This window comes from Microbacterium esteraromaticum, assembly GCF_028747645.1.
GTDB lineage: Bacteria > Actinomycetota > Actinomycetes > Actinomycetales > Microbacteriaceae > Microbacterium > Microbacterium esteraromaticum_C.
The window spans coordinates 2,217,402-2,230,332 of sequence record NZ_CP118100.1 but is presented as its reverse complement, the minus strand read 5'-3'; the positions used below and the strand labels follow the sequence as shown (position 1 = coordinate 2,230,332).

The window sequence follows — 12,931 nt, the reverse complement described above, 5'->3', positions numbered from 1 at the left end:
GGAGAGAGATGACCGACATCGACTGGGACGAGCTGCGTCAGATCGCCACCGATGCCATGCACAAGGCCTACGCACCGTACTCGCGGTACCGCGTAGGGGCGGCCGCCCTCGTGGGGGATGGCCGGATCGTCGCCGGGTGCAACGTCGAGAACGCGTCGTACGGCGTGACGCTGTGCGCCGAGTGTGCCCTGGTGGGCGACCTGCACATGTCGGGCGGCGGCCAGTTGGTCGCGTTCGTGTGCGTGAACAACGACGGCGAGACGATCATGCCGTGCGGGCGCTGCCGCCAGCTGCTGTTCGAGCACGCGATGCCGGGCATGCTGCTCGAGACCGTTTCGGGCATCCGCACCATCGATGAAGTCCTTCCCGACGCGTTCGGGCCCCGAGACCTGGAGGATGCCCGATGAGCGCCACCACCGCGATCGAGCCGTTCGACGCGATCGACGTCATCCGCGCCAAGCGCGACGGCGGTGTCGTCCCCGAGGCGGCCCTGCGCTGGATGGTCGACGCCTACACGCGCGGCTACGTCTCGGATGCGCAGATGGCCTCGTTCGCGATGGCGATCTTCCAGCGCGGCATGCAGCGCGACGAGATCCGGGTGCTGACCGACGCGATGATCGCCTCAGGCGAGCGGATGAGCTTCGCCGCGCTCGGCAAGCGCACGGTCGACAAGCACTCGACGGGTGGTGTCGGCGACAAGATCACGCTGCCCCTGGCGCCGCTGGTCGCAGTGTTCGGCGTGGCGGTACCGCAGCTGAGCGGTCGTGGACTCGGTCACACCGGTGGCACGCTCGACAAGCTCGAGGCGATTCCCGGATGGCGCGCCGCGCTCTCGAACGACGAGATGTTCGCCCAGCTTCAGGGCGAGGTCGGCGCGGTGATCTGCGCGGCCGGCTCGGGCCTGGCGCCTGCCGACAAGAAGCTCTACGCGCTGCGTGACATCACCGGTACTGTCGAGGCGATCCCGCTGATCGCGTCGAGCATCATGTCAAAGAAGATCGCCGAGGGCACGGACGCGCTGGTGCTGGACGTGAAGTTCGGCGACGGTGCGTTCATGCAAGACATCGATCGCGCCCGGGAGCTCGCGCGCACCATGGTCGCGTTGGGCACCGACTCGGGGGTGGCGACCACCGCGCTACTGACCGACATGAACACGCCGCTGGGCCGCGCGATCGGCAACGCCAATGAGGTGCGCGAGTCGGTCGAGGTGCTGGCCGGAGGCGGCCCCGCCGACGTGCGCGAACTGACGGTCGCCCTGGCTCGCGAGATGCTGAGTCTGGCCGGGCAGCCGGACGCGGATGTCGAGGCCGCGCTCGACGACGGGCGTGCCATGGACCGCTGGAATTCGATGATCCGCGCGCAAGACGGCGATCCGACCGCACCGCTGCCGCAGCCCCGTGAGACCCACGTCGTCACGGCGGAGCGCGATGGCTTCGTCACCCGAATGGACGCCCTGGCGTTCGGCATCTCGGCCTGGCGCCTGGGTGCGGGCCGCGCGCGTGCTGAGGACGCCGTCGTGCATGCCGCCGGAATCGACCTCGCGGTCAAGCCGGGGGAGCGCGTCACGGTGGGGCAGCCGTTGTTCACCCTGTCGGCCGACGATGAAAGCCGCTTCGCCCGAGCCCTGGAGGCGCTCGACGGCTCCTATGCGATCGGTGACGCGGCGCCCGATACGACCCCGATCGTCCGAGAGCGGATCACAGCCGAGGAGATGACGCGATGACCAACGCGCAGAACGAAGACCGCAAGATCCAGGGGTTGTCCCTGCGCGAGCTCCCCAAGGTGTCGTTGCATGACCACCTGGACGGTGGCGTGCGGCCCGCGACGATTCTGGAACTGGCTGATGAAGCCGGTATCCCGACCCCGGCGGCGGATGCCCGCGGCTTGCGCCGTTGGTTCGCCGAGCAGTCGAACGCCGGATCGCTGACCGAGTACTTGAAGACGTTCGACCTGGTCACCTCGGTGATGCAGTCCGAGCGCGCGCTCACGCGCATCGCGCGTGAGTTCGTCGTAGACCTCGCGCAGGACGGTGTGATCTACGGCGAGGTGCGCTGGGCGCCCGAGCAGCACGTCGGCGGCGGCCTCAGCCTGGCGCAGGCCGTGGATGCCGTGCAGCGCGGCATCGAAGAGGGCGAGGACGAGGTGGATGCTGCGGGCAGTGGCATTCGCGTCGGACAGATCCTCTCGGCGATGCGCCACGACAACCGGGCCCGTGAAGTCGCCGAGGTCGCGGTCGCGTTCCGCGAGCGCGGCGTCGTCGGCTTCGACATCGCCGGTGCCGAGGACGGATTCCCCGCCTCGCAGCATCGGGACGCCTTCGACTTCCTGGCGTCGGAGTTCTTCCCCGTGACCGTACACGCCGGAGAGGCGGCCGGGCTGGCATCCATCCGCTCGGCCCTGATCGACGGGCGTGCGTTGCGCCTCGGACACGGTGTGCGCCTGGCCGAGGATCTGCAGATCATCGAACAGGAGGGCGACGAGGTGCACGTGCAGTTCGGCGACCTCGCGCGCTGGGTGCGTGACCGCGAGATCCCGTTGGAGATGTCGCCGTCGTCGAACGTGCAGACCGGTGCGATCGCCCGCTGGGGCGATGAGATCGCCGATCATCCGTTCGATCTGCTGTACCAGCTCGGCTTCTCGGTGACGGTCAACACCGACAACCGCACCATGAGCGGTACGACGCTCACGCGTGAGCTGGGTCTGCTGGTCGACGCGTTCGGCTATGACCTGGACGACCTCGAGACATTCCAGTTCAACGCAGCGGCGGCGGCGTTCCTGCCGGTCGAGGAGCGCGAGGAGCTTGTCGAGATGATCGCCGAGGGCTTCGAACGCTGAGCCGTACCGACCGCTGATCGGCGATCAGCCGAGCTCGTCCGCGAGACCGCTGACGAGCTCGGTGATCTGCGTTCGCATGTCGTCGTCCGAGATGCTCGGCGTGCCGTCGCCGGCTTGTGGCCCGTAGTCGCCGAACGACGCGTGCGCTGCGCCGTCGATCTGCACCATCTCGGCATCCGCGGGCAGCAGGTCCCGGGCATCGGCGATCTTCTGCGGCGTCGACAGGCCGTCCTCGCTACCCGAGATGCTCAGCACCGGCAGCCCGGAACCCGACAGGTCGGCCGCGCAGTACGAGGCGAACAGCACGAGCGCGTCGGCGTCACCGGCGAGCTGGCAGCCGCGCACTCCGCCGAGCGAGTGCCCGCCGACCATCCACGTGTCCACGTTCGGCGCCGCCGACGTGAAGGCGTCCATACCGCGCGGGTCGAAGAACGCCAGATTCAACCAGGGGCGGGTGATCACGACCGAGACACCGTGCTCGACCGCCACATCCTGCAGGATCGCGATGTACGCCTCGGGTTGCACCTTCGCCCCGGGGATGAACACCAACCCGCGGGTCGATCCTCCGGCGGCCGGCGTCAGCACGACGCCCTGCGGGGCATCGTCGATCACCAGCCCGGGGTTCGCCTCGGCCCGGGCGAGAGGCTCCGGCTCGGCCGACATCACACCGACCTGACTCCACACCAGCATCCCGGCGATCGCCAGCGCCACGGCCGCGAGCACGCCCCACAGCGTCCATCGCAGACAGCGGCCGCCGCGTCTGCCTCGACCCGCGCGTGTCTTCGCCATTCCGCAAGGCTACCGGCGCGCGACGCCCGGATGCGTGCGCAGGTACTCCTCGAACGCCTCGGCGCTGGTGCGGTGGGGCGTGTAACCGAACTGGTCTTTGAGGCGAGTGTTGTCGAGCACGGGGCGGTACCGCAGGAAGCGCACCTGCTGCGGGCCGTGCGGCGTCAGCCGCAGTGCGCGGCCGACCCACAGGGCGCCACCCAGTGCCCAGGCCGGCACCACGAGCATCCGCTTGCCGAGGCGCGCGGCGATCTCGGGGACGGTCATGCGCCCGTCGCCCGCGACGTTGAAGATGCCCGCCGGGCCATCGGTCGCGGCGCGCACCATCGCCGCGGCGACGTCGTCGACCCAGACGAACACGAACGGCGATTCGGAGCCCGCCACGCGCAGCAGGCGGCGGCCGTCCCACAGCGCGGTGATCTGGTTGCGCACGGTCGGGCCGAGGATCGTGCCGATGCGGAAGACGACCTGCTCAAGGTGCGGATGCTCGTCACGCGCCCGCTCCAGCAGCTCCTCGACGAGGCGCTTGTGCCGCGAGTACGGGAACTCGTCGTTGCCGCGCACCGGATCGTCCTCGGTCAGCCAGTCGGGATTGTCGGGATGGTAGCCGTATGCGGCCCCCGAGCTGGAGACGACGAGGCGTCGCACGCCGGTGGCCACGCAGGCGGTGAGCAGGTTCTCAGTGCCGGTGACGTCGACGCGGTACTCCAGGTCGGTGTCACGCCCCGGGTTGACGATCGCCGCCAGGTGCACAACCGTGTCGATGCGGTGCTGGCCCAGCACCGGCGCCAGCGACGTACCGTCGGTGACGTCGAACGGCGCCGAGACGACGCCGGGAACCGAGGAGTCGCGCAGGTCGCCGCTGACGACGAGATCGACGGCGGGGTGTGCCGCCAGCAGAGCGGTGACATGCGAACCGAGGAACCCGGCACCGCCGGTGACCAGAACGCGCGTCATCGGGCATCCTCGTTGCTCGGGCCAGACGCGGCGCCGGGGGCGGCCGCGTGACGGCTCGCGTCACCCGACGCCGATCCGGTGCGCCGGCGCGTGTGCCGCGCCCACAGGCCCGCCACGAGGAGCCCGGCGATGATGTCCCAGATTCCCCACCAACCGGCGACGACGGCCATGCCACCCAGTCCGCCGAAGAACGCGAAGATGAGCCCCAGCCCGAGTCCGGCATTGCGGATGCCGACCTCGAACGTCATGGCCTTGCGTTCGCGACTGCCGAGACCGCCGACGACGGCGGTGCCGTAGCCGATCGCCAGGGCCACGGCGTCGTGCACCGCCACGACGATCAGCACCGTGCCGATGACGCTGACGAAGATCGCCCAGTTGCCGGCCAGCGCGCCGATGATGAAACCGAGCAGCGCGATCAGGCTGAACCAGCGCACGAACGGCTGCACGCGCCGCGCGAACCCGGGCAACGCCGCCCGCAAGAGCAGGCCGAGCGCGAACGGCAGACCGATGATCAGCACGATCTCCAGCAGCATCCGCCACGGATCCAACGCGACCGTGCGCAGCAGATCGCGTCCGGTGGGGTGCAACGAGCCCCAGAACGCGATGCTGATCGGCATCGCGATGATGTAGAGCAGATTGCCGACGGCAGTCATCGAGACCGACAGGGCGACGTTTCCACCCGAGCGGTGCGTGAGCACCTGCGAGATATTGCCCGGTGGGCAGCACGCGACGACGATCATGCCGAGCGCCATCGATGCGCTGACCGGCAGGATCAGGGTGAGTCCGAACGTGACGGCCGGCAACACCAGCAGCTGTGCCAGGATCGCGATGACGAACGGCTTCGGGTGCCGCGCCACGACCCGAAAGTCCTTCGGTGCGGTGTCGAGGGCGATGCCGAACATGATCAGGCCGAGTACGACGTTGAGAATCAGCAGGGTGCCCGGGGTGAAGTTCAGCACCAGGTCGTCGAAGTCCATCAGTCCTCCAGCGTCCGGGCCGCGACACGCACCGCCGAGCGGTAGGCGTCCTTGTTGACGTAGTACGACATGCGGTCGAGCCCGAGATACCGGTAGCCGCCGCTGGTGTCGGGCCAGGGTTCGCCGGTCACCCGTTCGCGGAACGCCGTCGCAGCGTCCGGCCGCGTGTCGACGGCATCGAGATACGCCGCGAGCAGCTCGGCCTGCTCATACCGCCCCTGCCAACCAATGCCCGATGCCTCGATCATGCCCATCACGTACAGGCCGTTGAACGAGGGCGGGAACACATTGAGGAACAGGCGCGGCGCGGCTGCCTCCCAGTGCAGGTGCTCCCGATCGACGAAGGGATAGTCGAGCGTGTAGCCCGTCGCGAGCAGGATCAGGTCGTACTCGGCGGCGGAGCCCTGGGGGAAGTGCGTCGATGCGCCGAAGTGCACGCGGGTACCGTCGAAGCGCTCGACGTCACCGCGGATGCGCAGGTCGCCCTGCCCGAGGTGATTCAGGATGAGCGTGTTGACGATCGGGTGCGACTCGTAGATGCGGTAGTCGGGCTTCGGGAATCCGAAGCGCACCGGATCGCCGGTGAACGCGCGCAGCACTCGCGTGTCGACGGTCTGCTTGATGCGTGCGGGAAGCGGGCGGCGCTGGTTGAGGGTGTCGCTGGGACGGCCGAACAGATACCGCGGCACGAAGTAGTAGCCGCGTCGCACGCTCATGTCGACCGACGCGGCATGGTGCACGGCGTCGACGGCGATGTCGCAGCCGGAGTTGCCCGCACCGATGACCAGAACGCGGCGTCCTGCGAGCTGCTCGGGGCGCTTGTACCGGCTGGTGTGCATGATCTCGCCGGTGAACGCCCCGGTGAAGGTCGGCACGTTGGGCTCGGCGAGGGTGCCGTTGGCAAGGATGACACCGTCGTAGTGCTGGGGGTCGGCGTCCTCGGCGAGCAGCGTCCATCCGTCGCCGGCGCCGCCGGCCGGTTCGAGTCTGATGACCCGGGTGTTGAACCGGAACAGCTCGCGCAGACTGAACCGGTCGGCGTACGCGTCGAAGTACTCCTTCAGCAGCCGGTGGCCCGGGTAATCGACGTCCGAGGCCATCGGGAACTCGGTGAACTCCGTGGTGGTGCGCGACGAGATCAGGTGCGCCGACTCATACATCGTGCTGCGGGGATTGTCGATGTCCCACAGCCCGCCGACCCCGGATGAGGCCTCGTAGCCGGTGACGTGGATGCCGCGCCGCTGCAGGGCGCGCGCGGCGGCGAGACCTGACGGGCCGGCACCGATGACGGCATATCTGTTCATTTCACTCCCGCACGACGTCGTGCATCGCAGACGATCCCCCCGGGTAACCCTGATCGTAGCGGTTACCCGGGGAGATCTCGCAAGTCTCGCGACGGGGCGTGCGCAGTCGGCGGGGTGTCAGCGCCGGCGGAGCGGGCTCATCCCCGCTCCGCGAGCAGCTCCCGCACGGCCGACTCGATCTCCGAGACCGCCGTCGTCGCCTCGTCCGCTGTCGCACCGCGCGCATCGACGTAAACCTTGAGCTTGGGCTCGGTGCCGCTGGGGCGCACGATGACTCGCGACCCGTCGTCGAGACGGTACCGCAGCACATCCCCGGCGGGCACGCCGTCGCCGCCCTCGGCCAGGTCTTCGGCGCCGGCGACGCTGCGCGCACCGAATGCCGTCGGATGCTGCCCGCGCAGCGATGCCATCAGCGCCGGGATCACGGCCACATCATCGACGCGGATCGAGACCTGACCGCTGGCGAAGTGACCCACCTCGGCGCCCAGCTCGTCCAGCAGCCCGGCGATCGTGGTACCCCGCACGCGGGCATCCGCGGCCATTCCGAGCATCGCGACCGCGGCCGAGATGCCGTCCTTGTCGCGCACCGTTTCGGGGTTGACCAGGTACCCGAGGGCTTCCTCGAAGCCGAACACCATGCCCGGGGCACGCGAGATCCACTTGAACCCGGTCAGGGTCTCGTGGAAGTCGAGTTCGTAGCGCTCGGCGATCACGCCGAGGCCGGGGGAGGACACCAGCGAGCACGCCAGCGAGGCACCGGCCGTTCCGGCCTCCTGCGCGGCCTTCGCGGCGCGCCAGCCCAGCAGCAGGCCGACCTCATTGCCGGTCAGACGGCGCCAGCCGCCGTCGCCGTCGGGGATCGCCACGGCGAGACGGTCGGCGTCGGGGTCGTTGGCCAAGATGAACTCCGCGTCCGCGGCGCGTGCCCGTGCGAACGACAGGTCCAGCGCGCCCGGCTCCTCGGGGTTGGGGAACGAGACGGTCGGGAAACCGGCATCCGGGTCACGCTGCTCGTCCACGACGCGGGGCGCCGGGTAGCCTGCCGCCTTGACCACGCGTGAGAACGTCTCCCAGCCCACTCCGTGCATCGCGGTGTACACCCAGCGCATCTCCTGCACGCCGAACGGAGCGGGCGCCAGCGCGGCGGTGGCAGCGATGTACGCATCGACCACCTCCTCACCCGCGGTCTCGTACGCCGTGGAGCGCGGCAGGGAGCCCACGTCACCGGCATCCGCGACGCGCTGGATGCAGTCGGCGATCTCAGCATCCACCGGCGCGACGATCTGCGACCCGCCGTCGGCGCCGCCGAGGTAGACCTTGTAGCCGTTGTCGTCGGGCGGGTTGTGGCTGGCGGTGACCATCACACCGGCATCGGCGTCGAAGTGGCGCACGGCAAAGGCGAGCACCGGCGTCGGCAACAGACGCGGCAACAGGATGGCCCGCAGGCCCGCACCGGCGAACAGCTCGGCAGAGTCCTGCGCGAATCGACGCGAGTTGCGGCGTCCGTCGTAGCCGACCACGACCGTCGGTCGCCCGTCGGGCGCACTCCCACGGCTGCGCAGGAAGTCGGCGAAGCCGGCGGCGGCCTGCGCCACCAGCACCCGGTTCATGCGGTTGCTGCCCGCTCCGAGCGCACCACGCAGTCCCGCCGTGCCGAAGGCCAGGCGGGTGCGGAAGCGGTCGTCGAGGTCGGCCGCGGCGGCCGCGTCGCCTCCCGCGGCGCGCGTGATCACGCCGGCCAGTTCGTCGCGGGTCTCGGGGTCGGGGTCCTGCCGGAGCCACGCACGGGCCTGGGCGAGCCGCTCAGCGGCATGCGTGTCGTTCACAGCGCCTCGATCACTCGGGCCAGCAGAGCCGAGATCACTGGCTCGGCCTCGCGTCCGGCTTCGATGACCTCTTCGTGGCTCAGCGGGGTCTGCTGGATGCCGGCGGCGAGGTTCGTGATGAGCGAGAAGCCCAGCACCTCCATACCGGCTTCACGCGCGGCGATCGCCTCGAGTGCGGTCGACATGCCGACGATGTCGCCGCCCATGCGCCCGACCATCCGCACCTCGGCGGGGGTCTCGTAGTGCGGGCCGCGCAGCTGCGTGTACACGCCCTCATCGAGTGTCGGGTCGACGCCGCGCGCGACCTCGCGCAGACGGGTCGAGTACAGGTCGGTCAGGTCGACGAACGTCGCGCCCTCGAGCGGCGAGTCGGCGGTGAGGTTGATGTGATCGCTGATCAGCACGGGCTGGCCGGGCTTCCAGCTCTCGCGGATGCCGCCGGCACCGTTCGTGAGCACCATGATCCTCGCGCCCGTCGCGGCCGCCGTGCGCACGCTGTGCACGACGCGTCGCACGCCGTGGCCCTCGTAGTAGTGCGTGCGGGCGCCGATGACGAGCACGTTCTTGCCGTCGGGCGTGCGGATGCTGCGCAGCGTGCCGACGTGGCCCTCCAGAGCGGGGCGCGAGAAGCCGGTGACCTCAGTGGCGGGAACCGTGGCGATGGTCTCACCGATGATCTCGGCGGCCTTGCCCCAGCCCGAACCGAGCGTCAGGGCGATGTCGTGATGGTCGACCCCGGTCAGACGCGCGATGTCGGCAGCGGCCTGGGCGGCGATGGCGGACGGATCGGCGTTCGCGTCGTCGAGGGGGTGAGAAGCAGTGTCAAGCATGACTCCACTCTAGGAAGGTGTCGGCTGTGGTGCCAGGATTGGGGAAGAATGGAGATCATGTCTCAGACTTCCTTCGCGAACCGTCAGAGTGTGGCTGTGCTCGGCGGTGGCCCCGGTGGCTACGAGGCAGCGCTCGCCGCAGCCCAGCTCGGTGCCGAGGTGACACTCGTCGAACGCGTGGGCGTCGGCGGATCCGCTGTGCTCACCGACGTGGTTCCGTCCAAGAGCCTCATCGCGACCGCGGATGCCGCCGTCGCGATCTCTGAGGCGACCGACCTCGGCGTGCAGTTCTATGCCAAGGGTGCGCACGGCAAGCCGCTCAAGCCCGAGATCGCGATCAACCTCGCCGCCGTGAACAAGAGACTGCTCGCACTGGCCGGCCAGCAGTCCGAAGACATGCGTGCCACGCTGCTCGACGCAGGCGTGCGCATCCTGTCGGGTCACGGGCGCCTCGAAGGCCCCAATGCGATCATCGTCGCCACCGGCCCGGGCGGCACGGACTTCGATCGGATCGAGGCCGACACGGTCGTCGTCTCGGTCGGTGCGTCGCCACGCGAACTGGACTCGGCCAAGCCCGATGGGGAGCGCATCCTCACGTGGACCCAGCTGTACGACATGAAGGCGCTCCCCGAGCACCTGATCGTGGTGGGTTCGGGCGTGACCGGCGCCGAGTTCGCCTCGGCGTACATGAACCTCGGTGCCAAGGTGACGTTGGTCTCCAGCCGTGACCAGGTGCTGCCCGGCGAGGACGTCGACGCGGCTCATGTGCTTGAGAAGGTCTTCAAGCGCGGCGGTATGCAGGTGCTGTCGAAGTCGCGCGCCGAGAAGGTCGAGCGCACCGAGGACGGCGTGCTGGTGACGCTCTCGGACGGACGCACCGTCGAGGGCAGCCACTGCCTGATGGCCGTCGGTTCGATCCCCAACACCGCGGGCATCGGCCTCGAAGAGGCAGGCATCGAGCTCGACGCGTCCGGGCACGTGAGCGTCAACCGCGTGGCACGCACCTCGGTGCCGAACGTCTACGCGGTCGGCGACTGCACGAACTTCTTCCCCCTGGCATCCGTCGCCTCGATGCAGGGGCGCACGGCGGTGTTCCACGCGCTCGGCGACATCGTGATCCCGCTGGAACACCGCAAGATCACCGCAAACATCTTCACCGCCCCCGAGATCGCCACGGTCGGTTACTCGGAGCGCGACATCGAGAACGGTGCGGCCGAGGGCATCTCGTACAAGCTGCCGCTCGCGGCCAACCCCCGGGCCAAGATGATGGGCATCAAGGACGGCTTCGTGAAGATCATCGCCCGCCGCGGATCGGGCACGGTGATCGGCGGCGTGATCGTGGCGCCGAAGGCGTCCGAGTTGATCTACCCGCTGGCGATGGCCGTCGAGCGCCGGATGAACGTCGACCAGGTCTCGCGCGTGTTCGCGGCATACCCGTCGCTCACATCGAGCATCACTGACGCGAGCCGGGCGATGCACGAGGTCAACAACGCCTGATCCGTCGCGCAGACGAGACACGCGAAGAGGCCCGGTCGAGATCGACCGGGCCTCTTCGCGTGTGCGCTGGCGGACGGGGCGCGAGGCCGGGTCCGCCGCGGGGTCAACTGATGGTCAGCAGCTGGTGGCCGGCCGAGACCGTCGTACCGGCGTCGGCGTTGATGTTGCCGATCACGCCATCCTTGTGCGCCTGCAGAGGCTGCTCCATCTTCATCGCCTCGAGCACGACGACCAGGTCGCCCTTGACGACCTGCTGGCCCTCTTCGACAGCCACCTTGACGATCGTGGCCTGCATCGGCGACTTCACGGCATCACCCGAGGCGCCGGCGTTGGCGGTGGTCGTGTGGCTGCGGCGCGACGGCGGAACAGTGGCGGGACGACCGGCGGTGCCCGAGACCGTTGCAGCGACGCGGTCGGGCAGGCTCACCTCGAGGCGCTTGCCGCCGACCTCGACGACGACGGTGTGCCGCCCGGGGGCGGGGGACGGGTCGTCGAGCTCGCCGTCCCACGGCGCGATGTCACCGGCGAACTCGGTCTCGATCCAGCGTGTGAACACACCGAACTCGCCGTCCTCGGCCACGAAGGCGGGGTCGCGGACGACCAGGCGGTGGAAGGGGAGCACGGTCGGCAGACCGGCGACCTCGAACTCGTCCAGGGCACGGCGCGAGCGCTCCAGCGCCTCTGCGCGGTCGCGGCCGGTGACGATGATCTTCGCCAGCAGCGAGTCGAACGCACCCGACACGGCGTCACCGGCGGTCACACCCGAGTCGAGGCGCACACCGGGGCCGCCGAAGGTCTTGAAGACGTTGATCGGGCCGGGCTGCGGCAGGAAGCCGCGCCCCGGGTCCTCACCGTTGATGCGGAACTCGATCGAGTGCCCCTGCGGCGTCGGGTCGTCATAGTCGAGCGTGCCACCCGCAGCGATGCGGAACTGCTCGCGCACGAGGTCGATGCCGGTGACCTCCTCCGAGACCGGATGCTCGACCTGCAGGCGCGTGTTGACCTCGAGGAACGACACGGTGCCGTCGGCGCCGATCAGGAACTCGCAGGTGCCGGCGCCGACGTAGCCGACCTCCTTCAGGATGGCCTTGGATGCGGCGTACAGCTGCTCGTTCTGCGCATCGGTCAGGAACGGCGCGGGTGCCTCTTCGACGAGCTTCTGGTGGCGACGCTGCAGCGAGCAGTCGCGGGTCGAGATGACCACGACGTTGCCGGCGGCGTCTGCCAGGCACTGCGTCTCGACGTGGCGCGGCTTGTCGAGGTACTTCTCGACGAAGCACTCGCCGCGGCCGAAAGCGGTGACGGCCTCGCGGGTGGCCGATTCGAACAGCTCGGCGACCTCGTCGAGCTCGCGGGCGACCTTCAGGCCGCGACCGCCGCCGCCGTAGGCGGCCTTGATGGCGATGGGCAGGCCGTGCTCCTGCGCAAAGGCGATGACCTCGTCGGCTCCCGAGACGGGGCCCGGGGTGCCGGGGGCGAGGGGAGCGCCGACCTTCTCAGCGACGTGGCGTGCGGTGACCTTGTCGCCGAGTGCCTCGATGGCGTCGGGGGAGGGGCCGATCCAGATCAGCCCGGCCGAGATCACGGCGCGCGCGAAGTCGGCGTTCTCGGCGAGGAACCCGTAGCCGGGGTGAACGGCATCGGCACCCGAGCGCCGCGCGACCGAGAGGATCTTGTCGATCTGCAGGTAGGTCTCTGCGCTGGTGGATCCGTCGAGGGCGTAGGCCTCGTCGGCGAGCCGCGCGTGCATCGCGTCACGGTCCTGGTCGGCGTACACGGCGACGGACGAGATCCCCGAGTCACGGGCGGCACGAATAATGCGTACGGCGATCTCGCCGCGGTTGGCGATGAGCACCTTGGCGATAGCAGGCATGGGTTTCAGCCTAGCGAGTGCGGGGGCGTTCCTTTTGACGACC

The 12,931-nt window shown here is 69.5% G+C and carries 11 protein-coding genes; 4 read left to right on the top strand and 7 right to left on the bottom strand.

Features of this window, described 5'->3' with window-relative positions:
• Window positions 1-8 precede the first annotated feature (8 nt).
• From PTQ19_RS10680 to PTQ19_RS10670, 3 genes are read left to right on the top strand one after another with little or no spacing between them, the layout of a single operon-like run.
• Window positions 9-407, top strand: a complete 399-nt coding sequence (locus PTQ19_RS10680; protein WP_179410346.1) for a cytidine deaminase — start codon at window positions 9-11, stop codon at window positions 405-407.
• The gene (locus PTQ19_RS10675; RefSeq protein WP_274367316.1) at window positions 404-1,723 is read left to right on the top strand and encodes a thymidine phosphorylase; all 1,320 of its coding nucleotides are present in this window, start codon (window positions 404-406) and stop codon (window positions 1,721-1,723) included. Before PTQ19_RS10680 ends, PTQ19_RS10675 begins: the two co-directional genes overlap by 4 nt.
• Window positions 1,720-2,835 (top strand): adenosine deaminase, encoded by a 1,116-nt coding sequence (locus PTQ19_RS10670; protein ID WP_206822167.1) that lies wholly within the window; start codon window positions 1,720-1,722, stop codon window positions 2,833-2,835. Before PTQ19_RS10675 ends, PTQ19_RS10670 begins: the two co-directional genes overlap by 4 nt.
• Before the next feature lie 24 nt (window positions 2,836-2,859).
• On the opposite strand, the gene PTQ19_RS10665 is transcribed toward PTQ19_RS10670, so the two are convergent.
• The 6 genes from PTQ19_RS10665 to PTQ19_RS10640 all read right to left on the bottom strand — a co-directional run bounded on the left by PTQ19_RS10665 (window position 2,860) and on the right by PTQ19_RS10640 (window position 9,518).
• A complete protein-coding gene (locus tag PTQ19_RS10665; protein WP_274367315.1) occupies window positions 2,860-3,624 on the bottom strand; it encodes an alpha/beta hydrolase in 765 nt (254 codons plus the stop codon).
• Between the two features lie 9 nt (window positions 3,625-3,633).
• Window positions 3,634-4,581 carry an SDR family oxidoreductase gene (locus PTQ19_RS10660; protein WP_274367314.1) on the bottom strand — a complete coding sequence of 316 codons (948 nt, stop codon included), beginning with the start codon at window positions 4,579-4,581 and terminating at the stop codon, window positions 3,634-3,636.
• A complete protein-coding gene (locus PTQ19_RS10655) occupies window positions 4,578-5,558 on the bottom strand; it encodes a bile acid:sodium symporter family protein (protein ID WP_179410351.1) in 981 nt (326 codons plus the stop codon). The genes PTQ19_RS10660 and PTQ19_RS10655 overlap by 4 nt, the downstream gene beginning before the upstream one ends.
• Window positions 5,558-6,862, bottom strand: coding sequence for a flavin-containing monooxygenase (locus tag PTQ19_RS10650; protein ID WP_274367313.1), 1,305 nt, complete (start codon window positions 6,860-6,862; stop codon window positions 5,558-5,560). Before PTQ19_RS10650 ends, PTQ19_RS10655 begins: the two co-directional genes overlap by 1 nt.
• A gap of 137 nt (window positions 6,863-6,999) precedes the next feature.
• The gene (locus tag PTQ19_RS10645) at window positions 7,000-8,688 is read right to left on the bottom strand and encodes a phospho-sugar mutase (RefSeq protein WP_274367312.1); all 1,689 of its coding nucleotides are present in this window, start codon (window positions 8,686-8,688) and stop codon (window positions 7,000-7,002) included.
• Entirely contained in the window at window positions 8,685-9,518 is an 834-nt protein-coding gene (locus tag PTQ19_RS10640; protein WP_274367311.1) for a purine-nucleoside phosphorylase, read from the bottom strand. Before PTQ19_RS10640 ends, PTQ19_RS10645 begins: the two co-directional genes overlap by 4 nt.
• 48 nt (window positions 9,519-9,566) lie before the next feature.
• Between PTQ19_RS10640 and PTQ19_RS10635 the strand changes: the two genes are divergently transcribed.
• On the top strand, window positions 9,567-11,015 hold the full coding sequence (locus tag PTQ19_RS10635; protein ID WP_274367310.1) for an NAD(P)H-quinone dehydrogenase: 1,449 nt from the start codon (window positions 9,567-9,569) through the stop codon (window positions 11,013-11,015).
• Between the two features lie 103 nt (window positions 11,016-11,118).
• Here the strand turns inward: PTQ19_RS10635 and PTQ19_RS10630 are convergent, their stop codons facing one another.
• Window positions 11,119-12,888, bottom strand: a complete 1,770-nt coding sequence (locus tag PTQ19_RS10630) for an acetyl/propionyl/methylcrotonyl-CoA carboxylase subunit alpha (protein ID WP_179410363.1) — start codon at window positions 12,886-12,888, stop codon at window positions 11,119-11,121.
• Window positions 12,889-12,931 lie beyond the last annotated feature (43 nt).

Bases quoted from the DNA above. Each gene is read 5' to 3' on its own strand.
- PTQ19_RS10680 (WP_179410346.1), top strand. From the start codon at position 9: ATGACCGACATCGACTGGGACGAGCTGCGTCAGATCGCCACCGATGCC.
- PTQ19_RS10675 (WP_274367316.1), top strand. From the start codon at position 404: ATGAGCGCCACCACCGCGATCGAGCCGTTCGACGCGATCGACGTCATC.
- PTQ19_RS10670 (WP_206822167.1), top strand. From the start codon at position 1,720: ATGACCAACGCGCAGAACGAAGACCGCAAGATCCAGGGGTTGTCCCTG.
- PTQ19_RS10665 (WP_274367315.1), bottom strand. From the start codon at position 3,624: ATGGCGAAGACACGCGCGGGTCGAGGCAGACGCGGCGGCCGCTGTCTG.
- PTQ19_RS10660 (WP_274367314.1), bottom strand. From the start codon at position 4,581: ATGACGCGCGTTCTGGTCACCGGCGGTGCCGGGTTCCTCGGTTCGCAT.
- PTQ19_RS10655 (WP_179410351.1), bottom strand. From the start codon at position 5,558: ATGGACTTCGACGACCTGGTGCTGAACTTCACCCCGGGCACCCTGCTG.
- PTQ19_RS10650 (WP_274367313.1), bottom strand. From the start codon at position 6,862: ATGAACAGATATGCCGTCATCGGTGCCGGCCCGTCAGGTCTCGCCGCC.
- PTQ19_RS10640 (WP_274367311.1), bottom strand. From the start codon at position 9,518: ATGCTTGACACTGCTTCTCACCCCCTCGACGACGCGAACGCCGATCCG.
- PTQ19_RS10635 (WP_274367310.1), top strand. From the start codon at position 9,567: ATGGAGATCATGTCTCAGACTTCCTTCGCGAACCGTCAGAGTGTGGCT.
- PTQ19_RS10630 (WP_179410363.1), bottom strand. From the start codon at position 12,888: ATGCCTGCTATCGCCAAGGTGCTCATCGCCAACCGCGGCGAGATCGCC.